The sequence below is a fragment of the Mycobacterium asiaticum genome, assembly GCF_001673635.1.
Lineage (GTDB): Bacteria > Actinomycetota > Actinomycetes > Mycobacteriales > Mycobacteriaceae > Mycobacterium > Mycobacterium asiaticum_C.
The window spans coordinates 69,664-85,305 of the sequence record NZ_LZMH01000037.1; the positions used below are offsets into that span (position 1 = coordinate 69,664).

Annotated in this window: 12 protein-coding genes; 9 read left to right on the top strand and 3 right to left on the bottom strand. The window is 68.5% G+C overall.

Translation table 11 applies throughout. The features are described 5' to 3' along the window. The first annotated feature begins 32 nt into the window (after positions 1-32). Entirely contained in the window at positions 33-947 is a 915-nt protein-coding gene (sucD, locus tag A5645_RS10470) for a succinate--CoA ligase subunit alpha (RefSeq protein WP_065037131.1), read from the top strand. A gap of 74 nt (positions 948-1,021) precedes the next feature. Here sucD and A5645_RS29275 read toward each other — a convergent pair whose 3' ends face one another. Next, entirely contained in the window at positions 1,022-2,383 is a 1,362-nt protein-coding gene (locus A5645_RS29275; protein ID WP_065129450.1) for a PE family protein, read from the bottom strand. Positions 2,384-2,517: 134 nt separating this feature from the next. On the opposite strand from A5645_RS29275, the gene A5645_RS10480 reads away from it, so the two are divergent. Then, the gene (locus tag A5645_RS10480; protein WP_065129451.1) at positions 2,518-4,041 is read left to right on the top strand and encodes an acetyl-CoA acetyltransferase; all 1,524 of its coding nucleotides are present in this window, start codon (positions 2,518-2,520) and stop codon (positions 4,039-4,041) included. Here A5645_RS10480 and A5645_RS10485 read toward each other — a convergent pair. After that, the gene (locus A5645_RS10485; protein WP_065129452.1) at positions 4,038-4,886 is read right to left on the bottom strand and encodes an LLM class F420-dependent oxidoreductase; all 849 of its coding nucleotides are present in this window, start codon (positions 4,884-4,886) and stop codon (positions 4,038-4,040) included. The two genes, A5645_RS10480 and A5645_RS10485, sit on opposite strands and share 4 nt — an antisense overlap. A gap of 191 nt (positions 4,887-5,077) precedes the next feature. Here A5645_RS10485 and A5645_RS10490 point away from each other — a divergent pair, with 191 nt between their 5' ends. From A5645_RS10490 to A5645_RS10520, 7 genes are all read left to right on the top strand, one after another. Next, on the top strand, positions 5,078-5,974 hold the full coding sequence (locus tag A5645_RS10490) for a DUF5336 domain-containing protein (RefSeq protein WP_065129453.1): 897 nt from the start codon (positions 5,078-5,080) through the stop codon (positions 5,972-5,974). Between the two features lie 39 nt (positions 5,975-6,013). After that, entirely contained in the window at positions 6,014-7,351 is a 1,338-nt protein-coding gene (locus A5645_RS10495; RefSeq protein ID WP_065129454.1) for a cell division protein PerM, read from the top strand. A gap of 59 nt (positions 7,352-7,410) precedes the next feature. Beyond that, a complete protein-coding gene (gene purN, locus A5645_RS10500; protein ID WP_065129455.1) occupies positions 7,411-8,052 on the top strand; it encodes a phosphoribosylglycinamide formyltransferase in 642 nt (213 codons plus the stop codon). Next, a complete protein-coding gene (purH, locus tag A5645_RS10505; RefSeq protein WP_065129456.1) occupies positions 8,049-9,614 on the top strand; it encodes a bifunctional phosphoribosylaminoimidazolecarboxamide formyltransferase/IMP cyclohydrolase in 1,566 nt (521 codons plus the stop codon). The genes purN and purH overlap by 4 nt, the downstream gene beginning before the upstream one ends. Positions 9,615-9,788: 174 nt before the next feature. After that, positions 9,789-11,177: a sigma 54-interacting transcriptional regulator gene (locus A5645_RS10510; RefSeq protein ID WP_065129457.1), complete on the top strand. Its 1,389-nt coding sequence runs from the start codon at positions 9,789-9,791 to the stop codon at positions 11,175-11,177. Further along, a complete protein-coding gene (locus A5645_RS10515) occupies positions 11,167-13,152 on the top strand; it encodes a vWA domain-containing protein (RefSeq protein WP_065129458.1) in 1,986 nt (661 codons plus the stop codon). Before A5645_RS10510 ends, A5645_RS10515 begins: the two co-directional genes overlap by 11 nt. 81 nt (positions 13,153-13,233) lie before the next feature. Next, positions 13,234-13,980: a DUF429 domain-containing protein gene (locus A5645_RS10520; protein ID WP_065129459.1), complete on the top strand. Its 747-nt coding sequence runs from the start codon at positions 13,234-13,236 to the stop codon at positions 13,978-13,980. A 5-nt stretch (positions 13,981-13,985) separates the two neighbouring features. On the opposite strand, the gene A5645_RS27700 is transcribed toward A5645_RS10520, so the two are convergent. Beyond that, positions 13,986-15,641 carry an alpha/beta hydrolase gene (locus A5645_RS27700; RefSeq protein WP_253866926.1) on the bottom strand — a complete coding sequence of 552 codons (1,656 nt, stop codon included), beginning with the start codon at positions 15,639-15,641 and terminating at the stop codon, positions 13,986-13,988. Position 15,642 lies beyond the last annotated feature (1 nt).

Genomic DNA, 15,642 nt, shown 5'->3' on the forward strand with positions numbered 1-15,642 from the left:
CGGGTCGGCACTAGGAAAGGGACTGAACGAACATGGCTATCTTCCTGACCGCGGACAACAAGGTCGTCGTCCAAGGCATCACCGGCGCCGAGGCCACCAAGCACACCGCCCGAATGCTGGCGGCCGGCACCAAGATCGTCGGCGGCGTCAACGCACGTAAGGCCGGCACCACCGTCGCGCACAAGAATGCCGACGGGGAGCCCGTCGAGTTGCCGGTGTTCGGCAGCGTCGTGGAGGCCATCGAGAAGACCGGCGCCGACGTCTCGATCATCTTCGTGCCGCCGGTGTTCGCCAAGGACGCGATCATCGAAGCCATCGACGCCGAGATTCCGCTGCTGGTGGTCATCACCGAGGGAATCCCGGTGCAGGACAGCGCTTATGCGTGGGCCTACAACTTAGAAAAAGGGGGAGCGAAGGGTCCGCTTACCCGGATCATCGGGCCCAACTGCCCCGGCATCATCAGCCCCGGTCAGTCGTTGGTCGGCATCACCCCGGCCAACATCAGCGGTCCCGGACCGGTGGGTCTGGTGTCCAAGTCCGGCACGCTGACCTACCAGATGATGTACGAGCTGCGCGATTTCGGGTTCACCACTTCGATCGGCATCGGCGGCGACCCGGTGATCGGCACCACCCACATCGACGCCATCGAGGCGTTCGAGAAGGACCCCGACACCAAGCTGATCGTGATGATCGGCGAGATCGGTGGTGACGCCGAGGAGCGGGCGGCCGATTTCATCAAGGCGAATGTGACCAAGCCGGTCGTGGGCTACGTGGCGGGATTCACCGCGCCGGAAGGCAAGACGATGGGCCACGCGGGCGCGATCGTGTCCGGGTCATCAGGCACCGCGGCCGCCAAGAAGGATGCGTTGGAGGCGGCGGGCGTGAAGGTCGGCAAGACGCCGTCCGAGACGGCCGCGCTGGCCCGGGAGATCCTCAAGACCCTGTAGCGCTCTAGCGCGAGCAGACGCAGAATTGCCCATTTCGTCCCGAAATAGGGCAATTCTGCGTCTGCTCGCGGGGGCTATCCGGGCGTGACCCCAGGCTTGCCGTTCGGGCCGACCAGGAAGTACGCACCGAAGCCGCCGGGGGCACCGATGCCGGGGATGGCCCCGATGCCGCCGTTGCCGCCGTCGCCCCCGATGCCGAAGAAGTACCCGCCGTAGCCGCCCTGCGCACCGTTGCCGCCGACGGCAAGGTTGGCCGCGCCGAATCCATTGCCGCCGTGGCCGCCGAGACCGAACAGGATGCCGCCGAGGCCACCCAGCCCGCCGACCCCGCCCGTCCCGTTGGCCGCCGCGCTGCCACCATCGCCGCCCGCGCCGCCGATGCCGAAGAACGCCCCGCCGTCGCCGCCGTAGCCGCCCGGCCCGCCGTGACCACCGGAGAGGTTCGCCCCGCCGGTCCCGCCGTTGCCGCCGAAACCGAACAGCTGGCCGGCGCCGCTGCCGCCCTGGCCGCCCTGGCCGCCGATGTTGGCGTTGCCGACCGCCGCCCCTCCGGTACCGCCGTCTGCGCCGGTCGAGATCAGGTTGAACAAAATGTTGCCGCTGCCGCCGGTCCCGCCGACACCGGCGATGCCATTGCCGAACGCCAGCGAGTCGCCGCCGGCTCCGCCGACGCCGCCCAGGCCATAGAGCAGGCCGAGACCGTCGCCGCCGTAGCCGCCCCAGCCGGCAACGAAGCCGTTTCCTCCGGCGCCCCCGGCCCCGCCGTTGCCCCACAGGAACCCGCCACTGCCGCCCCATCCGCCGTCACCGGCGACGCCATTCAGGCTGGCCCCGCCGACCCCGCCGGCGCCGCCATTGCCGAACAGACCGACGGCGTTACCGCCTGCGCCACCCACGCCGACGAGGCCGGCTCCGTTGGCGGCTCCGCCGGTGCCACCCCGGCCACCGTCGCCGAACAGCAACCCACCGTCGCCGCCGAACCCGCCGTTCTGGCCGGCGCCACCGGAGCCGCCGGCACCGCCGTTGCCCCACAGCAGGCCGCCGTTCTGCCCATTGGAGCCGGTTCCGTCGACGCCATCGGCACCGTCGCCGATCAGCGGGCGGCCAAGGAACCGTTCGAACGGGTCGTTGATCGCGGCCAGCAGTGAATCGGCGTTAGTGGCTTCGGCGGTGGCGTAGGAATTGGCGCCGGTGGTCAACAGCTGAACGAACTGCTGGTGGAAGCCGGCGATGCGAGCACTGAGCGACTGGTAGGTCTGGCCGTAGGTGGTGAACATCGTCGCGATCGCGGCGGATACCTCATCGGCGCCCGCCGCCAGCAATGCGGACGTGGGTGATGCCGCCGCCGCATTGGCCGCACTGACCGCCGCACCGACGTTCGCCAGACTCGACGCCGCCGCGCTGATTAACTCCGGCACCGCGATCACGTGGGACATCTCCGACCTCCAACCGTGCGGCGACCTCCCGCGGGTCACCGGACGGCAGAACGGTATTGCCGCAGTAGCGCCTACCGATCCCAACTTCACCCCGCCTGCAAACTGAACCTGCGGCTGCGGTAGATAGTTGAGCTATGAAATTGGATCCGCGGACGCCCGTCGTCGTCGGTGTCGGACAGGCCGCCGAGCGCATCACTGATCCGGGCTACCGGGCCATGTCACCGGTCGAGTTGGCGGCCGCCGCCGCCCAGGCCGCGCTTGACGACAGCGCCGGTGTCGGGGTGGCGGGTGCCATCGACACGATCGCGGCGCTGCGGCAGTTCGAGATCTCCGGGCCGGTTGCCAACGCGCCGCTGGGACGCTCCAACAATTACCCGCGGTCGGTCGCCAAACGGATCGGCGCCGAGCCTGGCCGGGCAATCCTGGAGATCGTCGGCGGCCAGGGGCCGCAGAAACTGATCACCGAGCTGGCCGGCGAGATCGCGGCGGGCAGATCGGAGGTGGCGCTGATCTTCGGCTCCGATGCGACGTCGACGCTGCGCCATTTCGCCCAGGCCACCGACAAACCCGACTTCACCGAGACCATCGAGGGCGACCTCGAAGACCGCGGCCAGGGCATCGACTACCTGGTGTCGCGAAACACCGTGATCCACGGTCTGATCGACGCGCCGACCCAGTACGCGTTGCTGGAGAATGCGCGCCGCTCTGGAACCGGGCTGGGGCCGGCCGAGTATCTGCGCCGCATGGGCGAGCTGTTCGCGCCGTTCAGCAAGGTCGCCGCAAACAACCCGTTCGCCGCCGCCCCGGTCGAACGGACCGTCGACGAGCTGATCACCGTTACCGGGCGCAACCGGATGATCTCGGACCCGTACCCGCGATTGATGGTCGCCCGCGATCAAGTGAACCAGGGCGCGGCGGCGTTGCTGATGTCGGTGGCCACGGCGCGCCGGCTGGGCGTGCCGGACGAGAAGTGGGTGTACCTGCGCGGCCACGCCGACCTGCAAGAGCAGGACTTGCTCGAACGTCCCGACCTCGGGCATGCGCCGTCGGCCGTGCTGGCCGCGCGCGAGGCGCTGGACGTGGCCGGTATCAGCGCCGATGACATCGCCACCTTCGACCTGTACAGCTGCTTCCCGGTGCCGGTGTTCAACATCTGCGACGGACTGTCGATCGCGCCCGATGATCCGCGTGGTCTCACCCTCACCGGCGGACTGCCGTTCTTCGGCGGGGCCGGCAACAACTACTCGATGCACGCCGTCGCCGAGACCGTCGCCCGCATGCGCAGTGCGCCTGGGGAATTCGGCCTCGTCGGAGCCAACGGCGGCATCCTGAGCAAGTATTCGGTCGGCGTGTACTCGACCGAGCCCGCGCCGTGGCGACCCAACCGCAGCGCACAGTTGCAGGCGCAGGTCGACGGCGGACCTACCGTGCCGGTGACCGAACATCCCGACGGTCCCGGCACCATCGAGACCTACACCGTGCGCCGGGACAACGGACGCCGCACCGGAATCATCATCGGACGGTTGGACTCTGACGCCAGCCGCTTCATCGCGACCACCGAGGACGAGGGACTGATCGCCCGCCTCACCGACGAGGACCCGCTGGGCACCGCGGTGCAGGTGCGCTCCTTCGACTACGGCAACCGCTGCTCGCCCTAGACGAAGCTGGCCAGCTTGCCGGCCAACCGTTCTACGTACGCGGCCACCTTGTCTTTGTCGCTGTCGGGCATGCCGAACAGCACTTCGGTCACGCCGAGCTCGGCCCAGCGCGCCAGCTTGTCGGCGTCGGGTTTGAAGTCCAGCGCCACGATCTGGGGCGCGCCGTCACGCCCGGCAGCGGCCCAGGTGTCCTGTAACAACTTGACCGGCTCGTCGATGTCGAAGTCGCGGGGAGTGGTGATCCAGCCGTCGGCGCTGCGCGCGATCCACTTGAAATTCTTCTCCGTGCCCGCCGCGCCGACCAGCACGGGAATGTGGGACTGCACGGGCTTTGGCCAGGCCCAGCTGGGCCCGAACTTGACGAACTCGCCGTCGTATTCCGCTTCCTCCTGCGTCCACAGCGCCCGCATCGCCTCTAGGTACTCGCGCAGCATGGTGCGACGCCGCCCGGCCGGCACGTTGTGGTCGGCGAGTTCGTCGGTGTTCCAGCCGAATCCGACGCCGAGGCTGACCCGTCCGCCGGACAGGTGGTCCAGCGTCGCGATACTTTTCGCCAGGGTGATCGGGTCGTGCTCGACGGGCAGCGCCACCGCGGTGGACAGCCGGACGCGCGACGTCACCGCGCACGCCGCGCCCAGACTCACCCACGGATCGAGGGTGCGCATATAACGGTCGTCAGGCAGTGAGGCGTCGCCTGTGGTCGGGTGCGCCGCCTCGCGCTTGATCGGGATGTGAGTGTGTTCGGGGACGTAAAACGTCTGGAAACCGTGGTCGTCGGCAAGCTTGGCGGCCGCGGCCGGGGAGATGCCGCGGTCGCTGGTGAACAGCACGAGTCCGTAGTCCATGCCTCAATTTAGAACGTGTTCTACTTTTGCGCGCGAGCGGCCCCGCTGTCATGCCGCCCGGGCGGCGCGGGGTGGCCCCGAGCGGTGCGCGGCCTTTGTTCTGGAAGGTGCGCTAGCGTGGTTGGTCGAATGGCGTCGCACGGCCGGCGCTGCCCCACGCAATGCGGCCACCGGAAGCAACAGGAGGAGTCATGACCTACTCACCCGGTACTCCCGGATATCAGCAATCGCAGCCGCCGGGGTCCTACGGCACTCCGAACACGCCGGCGCCGGCGCAGACCGAGCCGGGTGAGAGCAAGCTGGGGGTCTACCTGACCATCGCGGTAGCGGCGCTGGGTCTGCTCGCCTACTTCTTCAGCTTCGGCCCGGTCTTCACCTACGGCAACGATCTCGGCGGCTCCGGCAGTGAGCTGTTCAACGAATTCGCATTGGCGGTAGTAGTAGCGGTGCTGGCCGCACTGCTCGCCGGGGTGAGCCTGCTTCCCAAAGCCAAGAGCTACGTGACGATCTTCGCGGTGCTCTCGGTGCTGGCCGTCTTGCTGGTCATCTCCGCGACGTTCAACAAGCCGAACTCGTACTCGACCGGTTGGGCGCTGTGGATCGTCCTGGTGCTGATCGTCTTCGAGGCGGTGGCCGCGGTTGCCGCGCTGCTGCTGGACGCGGGCGTGATCACCGCCCCCACCCCGCGGCCTAAGTACGACCCGTTCGGTGGGTACGGACAGTACGGCCAGTACGGCCAGTACGGCGGCCAACCGGGTGGCTACTACGGTCAGCCGGGTGCACAGCAGCCCGCGCAGAACCCCGCCGGCTACGGCTCGCAATACGGCGGCGGTTACGCGTCGAGCCCCAACCCGCAGTCCGGCGGGTTCCCCGCCCAGCAGCCGGCGCAGTCGCCCCCCCAGCAACCGCAGCAGGGCCCGACGCACACCCCGCCCACCGGGTTCCCGAGCTTCAGCCCGCCGCCGCCGGTCAGCGCCGGTTCTGGATCCCAGGGGGGCCAGGCGCCGGTCAATTACTCACAGCCCCCCGAGGGGCAGCAGTCCTACGGTCAAGGCCAGCAGTCGTCGCCTGGCTCGGCGCCGGTCTAAACGAGCGCTCTCGCGCCTGGTAAGGCTCGTGCGCGAAGAGTGAACAGGGTGTCGGCAAGAAGCGAGGACAACCAGTCCGCGGGTGCTCGGCAGGCGCGTGACCTCGTTCGGGTGGCGTTCGCGCCCGCCGTGGTGGCGCTGGTCATCATCGCGGCTGTCACGCTGCTGGAACTGCTGATCGCCAACAGCGACATGACCGGCGCATTGGGCGCCATCGCAAGCATGTGGCTCGGCATCCACCAGGTGCCGGTATCAATTGGCGGCCGGGAGCTCGGCGTCATGCCGCTGCTACCCGTCCTGCTGATGGTGTGGGCCACCGCGCGCGCCACGGCGCGGGCCACGTCTGCGTACTCGTCGTGGCTTGTGGTGCGCTGGGTCATCGCGTCGTCGCTGGGCGGGCCGTTGTTGATGACGGCGATCGCACTGGCCGTGATACACGATGCGTCGTCGGTGCTGACCGAGTTGCAGACACCCAGCGCCCTACGGGCTTTCACGAGCGTGCTGGTGGTGCACGCGGTCGGCGCCGCGATCGGGGTGTGGTCGCGGGTGGGCCGACGCGCCCTGGCCACCTCCCCGCTGCCCAACTGGCTGGGCGACTCGCTACGCGCGGCCACCGCCGGGGTATTGGCATTGTTGGGTCTGTCGGGGATGGTGACGGCCGGGTCGCTGGTTGTGCACTGGGCGACGATGCAGGACCTGTACGGCATCACCGAGTCCATCTGGGGGCAGTTCAACCTGACCGTGCTGTCGGTGCTGTACACGCCCAACGTCATCGTCGGTGCGTCGGCGGTCGCGGTGGGATCGAGCGCGCACATCGGGTTCGCGACGTTCAGTTCGTTCACGGTGTTCGGTGGCGATGTGCCGGCGTTGCCAATCCTGGCCGCGGCGCCGACGCCGCCGCTGGGCCCGGTGTGGGTGGCACTGCTGATCGTCGGGGCGGCGTCGGGTGTCGCGGTAGGGCAGCAGTGCGCCCGGCGCGCGCTGCCGTTGTTCGCCGCGATGGCCAAGCTGCTGGTGGCCGGGGTCGTGGGTGCGTCGGCGATGACGCTGCTCGGCTACGGCGGTGGCGGCAGGCTGGGAAACTTCGGGGATGTCGGCGTCGACAAGAGCGCGCTGTTCCTGGGTGTGCTGTTCTGGTTCACGGTCGTCGGTGCCGTCACAGTGGTGATGGCCGGCGGGATTCGGCGCCGACCCCGGCGACGTCGAGCGAAACCGGTGCCCGTGGAAGCCGAAGAACCCGTACTGGGGGTCTTCGACGACGACATCGAGCCCAGTGAGGCCTCGGACGTCCCAGATGCCCCTGAAGTCCCTGAAGAAGAGGCGTTGGGTGGCGCGCCGGAGCCCGACGAAGGTCCGGGCGGTGAGCGGCAGGATTGACGGGCTTCCGGCCGGGTCTGCCGCGCGCCGGGCATCGTCGCACCACTAGGCTTCCGCGTGTGCAGGAACCGCTCCGTGTGCCCCCAAGTGCACCGGCGCGGCTGGTGGTCCTGGCGTCCGGGACAGGTTCACTGCTGAACTCCCTGATCGAGGCGGCCGTCGGCGACTACCCGGCGCGGGTGGTGGCCGTCGGCGTGGATCGCGACTGCCGGGCCACCGAGATCGCCGCGCGGGCAGCCATCCCGGCCTACAAAGTCAGCGTCGGCGACCATCCGGGGCGCGACGCCTGGGACGCCGCCATCACCGCGGCCACCGCCGCACATCAGCCTGACCTGGTGGTATCCGCCGGATTCATGAGAATCCTTGGCCCGCAATTCCTTTCGCGCTTCATGGGGCGCACCGTCAATACCCATCCGGCGCTGTTGCCGGCCTTCCCGGGCGCGCACGGCGTGCGCGACGCGCTGGCCTACGGGGTGAAAGTCACCGGCTGTACGGTGCACCTGGTGGACGCCGGTGTCGACACCGGACCGATACTGGCCCAGCAGCCCGTCGAGGTGCTCGACGGCGACGACGAGGACTCCTTGCATGAACGCATCAAGGTTGTGGAACGGCAACTGCTGGTGAAAGTGGTGGCCGCCATGGCAACCGGCGGCGTGACGGTGATCGAGCGAAAGGCGACTCTGGGGATGAACACAGCATGAGCATCGACAAGAAGCCGATCCGCCGCGCATTGATCAGCGTGTACGACAAGACCGGGCTGGTCGAGCTGGCGCAGGGGCTCGCGGCGGCCGGTGTGGAGATCGTCTCCACCGGCTCGACGGCGAAGACCATTGCCGATAAAGCGATCCCGGTGACCCGGGTCGAGGAGCTGACCGGCTTCCCCGAGGTGCTCGACGGCCGCGTGAAGACCCTGCACCCCAAGGTGCATGCCGGGCTGTTGGCCGACCTCCGCAAACCAGCACACGAGGCGGCCCTGGAAGAGCTCGGAGTCAAGGCCTTCGAACTCGTCGTCGTCAACCTCTACCCGTTCACCCAGACCGTCGAATCCGGCGCCGGCGTCGATGAGTGCGTCGAGCAGATCGACATCGGCGGACCCTCCATGGTGCGCGCGGCAGCCAAGAATCACCCGAGCGTCGCTGTGGTGGTCGACCCGCGCGGCTACGACGGGGTGCTGGCCGCGGTGCGCAACGGCGGTTTTACCCTCGCCGAGCGCAAAAAGCTGGCGTCGCTGGCGTTTCAGCACACCGCCGAATACGACATCGCCGTCGCCACGTGGATGCAGGAGACCTTGGCGCCCGACGACCCGCCGCAGCAGTTTCCGCATTTCTTCGCCCGCAACTGGCGCCGCCAGGCGACCCTGCGTTACGGCGAGAACCCGCACCAGCAGGCCGCGCTCTACGCCGATCCCGCCGCCTGGCCGGGTCTGGCGCAGGCCGAGCAGCTGCACGGAAAAGATATGTCCTACAACAACTTCACCGATGCGGACGCGGCCTGGCGCGCCGCCTTCGACCACGAGCAGACCTGCGTCGCGATCATCAAGCACGCCAACCCCTGCGGCATCGCAATCTCCGACGTCTCGGTCGCCGACGCGCACCGCAAAGCCCACGAATGCGACCCGCTGAGCGCCTTCGGCGGCGTGATCGCGGCCAACACCGAAGTCAGCGTCGAAATGGCCGAATACGTCAGCACGATCTTCACCGAGGTGATCGTTGCGCCGGCCTACGAGCCCGGGGCCGTCGAGATACTGACCCGCAAGAAGAACATCCGGGTGCTGGTGGCTTCCGAACCTCTGGCGGGTGGGCACGAATTGCGTCCGATCAGCGGCGGGCTGCTCATCCAGCAGCGCGACCAGCTCGACGCGCACGGTGACAACCCGAACAACTGGACCCTGGCCACCGGTGAGCCCGCCGACCCGGCCACCCTGACCGACCTGGTCTTCGCGTGGCGTGCCTGCCGCGCGGTCAAGTCCAACGCGATCGTCATCGTCTCCGGCGGCGCCACCATCGGCGTCGGGATGGGACAGGTCAACCGGGTCGACGCGGCCCGGCTGGCCGTCGAGAGAGGTGGCGACCGGGTCCGCGGCGCGGTCGGCGCCTCCGACGCGTTCTTCCCGTTCCCGGACGGACTGGAGACCCTGGCCGCCGCCGGGGTCGAGGCGATCGTGCATCCCGGCGGTTCGGTGCGCGACGACGAGGTGACGGCCGCGGCCACCAAGGCGGGGATCACGTTGTACCTCACCGGGGCACGCCACTTCGCCCACTGAGCCGAGCCCCTGCCCGGCTCAGCCGAGCCCCTGCCCGGCTCAGCCGAGCCCTGCCCGGCTCAGCCGAGCCCCTGCCCGGCTCAGCCGAGAGTGAAATCTACGACCGACACGCCGCGCGGTGCGTCGGGAAAGTCACTCTCGTCGGCACAACGAAAGACGGCGCCGTAGCTTGGAGTGGTGACTTCACCGAGCAATCTGCCCCGCACCGTCGGCGAGCTGCGTGCCTCCGGTCACCGTGAGCGGGGCGTCAAGCAGGAAATCCGCGAGAATCTTCTGACCGCGCTGGCCGAGGGCGACGAAATTTGGCCTGGGATTCTAGGTTTTGATGACACCGTCATCCCGCAACTCGAGCGCGCGCTGATCGCCGGCCACGACTTCGTGTTGCTGGGCGAACGCGGCCAGGGCAAGACGCGGCTGTTGCGGGCCCTCACCGGCCTGCTCGACGAGTGGACGCCGGTGATCGAAGGCTCCGAGCTGGGTGAGCACCCCTACACGCCGATCACGCCGGAGTGGATCCGCCGCGCCGCCCAGCTGCAAGACGACCTGCCGATCGCCTGGAAGCACCGCAGCGAGCGGTACACCGAGAAGTTGGCTACCCCCGACACCAGCGTCGCCGACCTGGTCGGTGACATCGACCCGATCAAGGTCGCCGAGGGCCGCAGCCTCGGCGACCCGGAAACCATCGCCTACGGGCTGATCCCGCGGGCCCACCGCGGCATCGTGGCCGTCAACGAATTGCCCGACCTCGCCGAACGCATCCAGGTCTCGATGCTCAACGTCATGGAGGAGCGCGACATCCAGGTGCGCGGCTACACGCTGCGGCTGCCGCTCGACGTCCTGGTCGTAGCCAGCGCCAACCCGGAGGACTACACCAACCGCGGCCGCATCATCACGCCGCTCAAGGACCGGTTCGGCGCCGAGATCCGCACCCACTATCCCCTCGAACTGAGCGCCGAGATCGGGGTCATCGCCCAGGAGGCGCACCTGAGCGCGCAGGTGCCCGATTACCTGCTGCAGATCATCGCGCGGTTCGCCCGCTACCTGCGCGAGTCCAGTTCGGTCGACCAGCGCTCGGGTGTGTCGGCGCGGTTCGCGATCGCCGCGGCCGAGACGGTCGCCGCGGCGGCCCGGCATCGCGGCGCGATCCTGGGCGAGACCGACCCGGTGGCCCGGGTGGTCGACCTGGGCACGATCATCGACGTGCTGCGCGGCAAGCTGGAATTCGAATCCGGCGAGGAGGGCCGCGAGCAGGCCGTGCTGGAGCATCTGCTGCGTCGCGCCACCGCCGACACCGCCTCGCGGGTGCTGGGCGGCATCGACGTCGGCACGCTGGTGTCGGCCGTCGAGAGCGGTTCCGCGGTGACGACGGGCGAACGAGTGTCGGCCAAGGACGTACTGGCCGCGGTCCCCGGGTTGCCGGTGGTGGAGAAGATCGCGGCGAAACTGGGCGCCGAATCCGAAGGGGAGCGGGCCGCGGCATTGGAATTGGCCCTGGAGGCGTTGTATTTGGCCAAGCGGGTGGACAAGGTATCCGGAGAAGGGCAAACCGTCTATGGCCAATAGAGGGCATTCATCGCGATACTCGGCGTACAGCGGCGGGCCCGACCCGCTGGCTCCGCCGGTGGATCTGCGTGAGGCCCTCGAACAGATCGGGCAGGACGTCATGGCCGGCACCTCGCCGCGTCGGGCGTTGTCCGAGCTGCTGCGACGGGGCACCGAGAACATGCGGGGTGCCGACCGACTGGCCGCCGAGGCCAACCGGAAACGGCGAGACCTGCTGCGGCGCAACAACTTGGACGGCACCCTGCAGGAAATCAAAAAGCTGCTCGACGAGGCCGTGCTGGCCGAGCGCAAGGAATTGGCACGCGCGCTCGACGACGACGCCCGCTTTTCCGAGCTACAGCTGGAGGCGCTGCCGCAGTCGCCCGCGAAGGCGGTCCAGGAACTCTCCGAATACGACTGGCGCAGCAACGAGGCCCGGCAGAAGTACGAGCAGATCAAGGATCTGCTCGGCCGGGAGATGCTGGACCAACGCTTCGCCGGCATGAAGCAGGCGCTCGAAGGCGCCACCGACGAGGACCGTCAGCGAGTCAATGACATGCTGGACGACCTGAACAATCTGTTGGACAAGCACTCTCGCGGCGAGGACACCCAGCAGGATTTCCAGGACTTCATGGACAAGCACGGCGAGTTCTTCCCCGAGAACCCGCAAAACGTCGACGAGCTGCTGGACTCGCTGGCCAAGCGGGCCGCCGCCGCGCAGCGGTTCCGCAACAGCCTCAGCCAGGAGCAGCGCGACGAGCTGGATGCGCTGGCGCAACAGGCCTTTGGATCGCCATCGTTGATGCAGGCGCTCAACAGGCTCGACGCCCATCTGCAGGCCGCCCGTCCCGGTGAAGACTGGACCGGCGAGCAGCGCTTCTCCGGTGAGAACCCGCTGGGCATGGGCGAGGGAGCGCAGGCGCTGGCCGACATCGGTGAGCTGGAGCAGCTGGCCGACCAGTTGTCCCAGGCATACCCCGGCGCCAGCATGGATGACGTCGACCTTGACGCGCTGGCCCGCCAACTCGGTGACGAGGCGGCCGTCGACGCTCGTACGCTCGCCGAACTCGAACGGGCGCTGGTCAATCAGGGCTTCCTGGATCGCGGTTCGGACGGCCAGTGGCGGTTGTCGCCGAAAGCCATGCGCCGCCTTGGGGAGACCGCGTTGCGTGATGTGGCACAACAGCTTTCCGGTCGGCACGGGGAGCGGGACCACCGTCGGGCCGGAGCGGCCGGTGAGCTGACCGGCGCGACCCGGCCCTGGCAGTTCGGCGACACCGAGCCGTGGAACATCTCCCGCACGCTGACCAACGCCGTGCTGCGCCAGTCCGGCACGCGCACAATCGACGGGGCGCGGCCGTCCTTGAAGATCACCGTCGACGACGTCGAGGTCTCTGAAACCGAGACCCGCACCCAGGCCGCGGTCGCGCTGCTGGTCGACACCTCGTTTTCCATGGTGATGGAAAACCGGTGGTTACCGATGAAGCGCACGGCGCTGGCGCTCAATCACCTGGTGTGCACTCGTTTCCGGTCAGATGCCTTGCAGATCATTGCCTTTGGTCGCTATGCGCGTACCGTCTCGGCGGCTGAGCTGACCGGGCTCGAGGGCGTGTACGAGCAGGGCACCAATCTGCACCATGCGCTCGCCCTGGCCGGGCGCCACCTGCGACGGCATCCCAACGCGCAACCGGTCGTGCTGGTGGTGACCGACGGCGAGCCGACCGCGCATTTGGAGGACTTCGACGGTGACGGCACGTCGGTCTTCTTCGACTACCCGCCGCACCCGAGGACCATCTCTTTCACCGTCAAGGGTTTCGACGAGATGGCGCGCCTGGGTGCGCAGATCACCATTTTCCGGTTGGGTAGCGACCCCGGCCTGGCGCGATTCCTCGACAAGATCGCGCGCCGGGTCGAGGGCCGCGTTGTGGTGCCCGATCTCGACGGGCTGGGCGCCGCCGTGGTGGGTGACTATCTGCGGTCGCGACGTCGCCGTTAGCTACGCCGAGCAGACGCAAAAGTCCCCGCACGCACGGCGTGTCGGGGCCTTTTGCGTCTGCTCGCGCTAGGTCCACGAGCCATGTACTTCATTGGCCTGGACCTGGCGTGGGGCATGCGCAACCGCACCGGCATCGCCGTGGCCAGTGCCGATGGTGAGCTGGAATTCCTGTCCTCCGCGGTAACCGACGAAGAAATCCTCGCGGCGGTGGCACCGTTCGTGACGGGCCCGTGCTTCGTCGGGATCGACGCGCCGCTGGTAGTGGTCAACCCGGCAGGGATGCGTGCCGCCGAACGGGCACTGAACCGGGACTTCCGGCCCTTCGATGCCGGCGCCTATCCGGCCCATCTGGGACTCGCGCCGTTCCGGGACACTCCCCGCGGTGCCCGCATCGCCGAATCCCTTGGGCTGGAAGTGGATCCGAAGTCAACCGCGCAGCGCCGAGCCGCTGAGGTTTATCCGCACTCGGCCGCGGTGGCACTGTTCCGGCTGGGCCGGACGCTGAAATACAAGCGGCGCAAGGGCAGATCCGTCGAGGCCCGAAGATCGGCGATGCTCCAGCTGATCGGATTGATCGAAGGTCTCGCCGACCGGACCCCACCCATGCGGGTGACGGCCAGCGCGGAATGGCTGCGGTTGCGCCAAACCGTCGACCGCGCGGCGCGACCGGTCGATCTGGACCGGGCGGAGGATCCGATCGACGCCGTACTGTGCGCCTACATCGCGCTCTACGCGACCCGGTGGCCTGACGACATGACGGTCTACGGGGACCTTCAGACCGGTTACATCCTGACCCCGACGCTGCCCGCGGATCTCGTCCCCGGCTGACGGCCCTACCCGCCGGCGCTGCACGGCAGCCGCCCGGGCGTCACCACGCCGGGCCGGATCAGGTCTTGCGGCAGGCCGGCGAGCACCGCGGCCATGTTGTAGCCGCTCATCCGCAGCTCTCCGTTGCTGCCCAGGCGGGCGTAGTCCGAATGGCCGTACGCGCGTTCGTGAAATGCCCCGTCGCCGTTCCGTTCTCCGAACGCGTAGCCGTCGAGGCTGGACAGCGCCGTCATGCCGGGCACGTCCTGAAGCGCGGGACCGAACGCGTCGAATTCGGAGAGTACCTCCGCGACGACGTCATCGACTCCGATCAGATAGTAGGCGTGGCCGGGTGCCACCCCGAGCTGCGATGCGTCGGTGAGTTCGGCGCCCGGTGAACCGTAGAGGACGACGTCGCTCACCGGTGCCCCGCCCTGCAGCGCCAGGCTGGTGGTCAGCGAACCGTAGGAATGTCCGAAGGCGGTGATGTGCGGCGGTCCGGCGGTATTGCCGGCGGCCGCCAGCCCCTTGAAGAACGCGTTCAGTGGCTGCGCGGCATCACGTGCCTGCCAGTCGTGTACCACGTCGCGCAAGCCGTCGGGTGCGTCGTAACCCAGCCACGCAATGGATGCCACCGCATCGGCTCTCCTCAGACCCGCCGCAGCGCGGAGTTCACCGGCTTTATTGCGTTGTGCGGCAGCCTGATTCACCATGCCCCCGACGCTGGTGCTGACTCGGGTGTTGAGCCCCCCGACCGTGACGCCGACGCGTTCGGCGTTATCGACATCACCGACAGCAACCGCCGCCAGCACTTTTCGGGGATTGCCGGTGGTATCGAGCAGGATCAGTCTGGTGTCGGGATTCGTCGCCAGCGCCTGCTGCAGTGCCCGCAGATCCGCTAACTTGTCGGGGTCGGTGTGCCAGCCGTAGGCGCCGACCCAACCCCGCTCGAGGCGGTCGATTTCACGTTGCAGCACAACGACATTGATCTGGTTGCGGACCGCGACCGGGATGCCGTCGAGGTTGCGGATGGCCTCGGGCGCCCATTGCTTGGCGCGGTCCTGCTGGGCCGGGGTCAGGGCGTGCCACCACGAGCCGACTCGGTCGGGGGTCCCGCCGGACTCCAGCACGGGCAGCAGGGCTGCCATCTTCGGTGGCTGATGACTGAGCTGCGCGTCGGCCTGATCGACGGAAAGGTCGCCGTCGCTGGCGCGGATCGCGGCGGCGAGATCTTCGTCCGCGACTTCGGCGTCGGACAACAACTGTCGCAACCGTTCGGTCAGCCGCACCGCGTCGTCGAGGATCCGTTGCTGGTCAGCGGGGGAGAAGGCGGACAGTGTGGGCGGCGGCAGTGCAACACCGGTCGCGTCGTCGATCACCAAATGGGCTTCTAGCGCGAGGCCGCGAATGTCCTTGAGCCGCTGCTTGATGGCGACAATCTCATCCGCCGACTGTTCGGCCGCCCGCGCGACCGCCTCGCAAGCGTCGGCATGATCGTCCAGCATTCCGGTGGTGCGAGCGCCGGCAGCGTGCGCTGCCTCGGCGGCATCGCCTCCGAAAGGCGCCAGCCGCATCAGCTCGGTGATGGCTGCCGACGCCGTCCGGGTTCCGTGTGCGCGTCTGATCGCGGCATCGAACACGGTCCTGACGGCCTCGGGATCCCAATGTTCGATGTCGGTCACC

Coding starts and splice junctions, on each gene's coding strand:
- purH (WP_065129456.1), top strand. CDS start 8,049: ATGAGCATCGACAAGAAGCCGATCCGCCGCGCATTGATCAGCGTGTAC.
- sucD (WP_065037131.1), top strand. CDS start 33: ATGGCTATCTTCCTGACCGCGGACAACAAGGTCGTCGTCCAAGGCATC.
- A5645_RS10515 (WP_065129458.1), top strand. CDS start 11,167: ATGGCCAATAGAGGGCATTCATCGCGATACTCGGCGTACAGCGGCGGG.
- A5645_RS10480 (WP_065129451.1), top strand. CDS start 2,518: ATGAAATTGGATCCGCGGACGCCCGTCGTCGTCGGTGTCGGACAGGCC.
- A5645_RS10485 (WP_065129452.1), bottom strand. CDS start 4,886: ATGGACTACGGACTCGTGCTGTTCACCAGCGACCGCGGCATCTCCCCG.
- A5645_RS10520 (WP_065129459.1), top strand. CDS start 13,234: ATGTACTTCATTGGCCTGGACCTGGCGTGGGGCATGCGCAACCGCACC.
- A5645_RS10490 (WP_065129453.1), top strand. CDS start 5,078: ATGACCTACTCACCCGGTACTCCCGGATATCAGCAATCGCAGCCGCCG.
- A5645_RS29275 (WP_065129450.1), bottom strand. CDS start 2,383: ATGTCCCACGTGATCGCGGTGCCGGAGTTAATCAGCGCGGCGGCGTCG.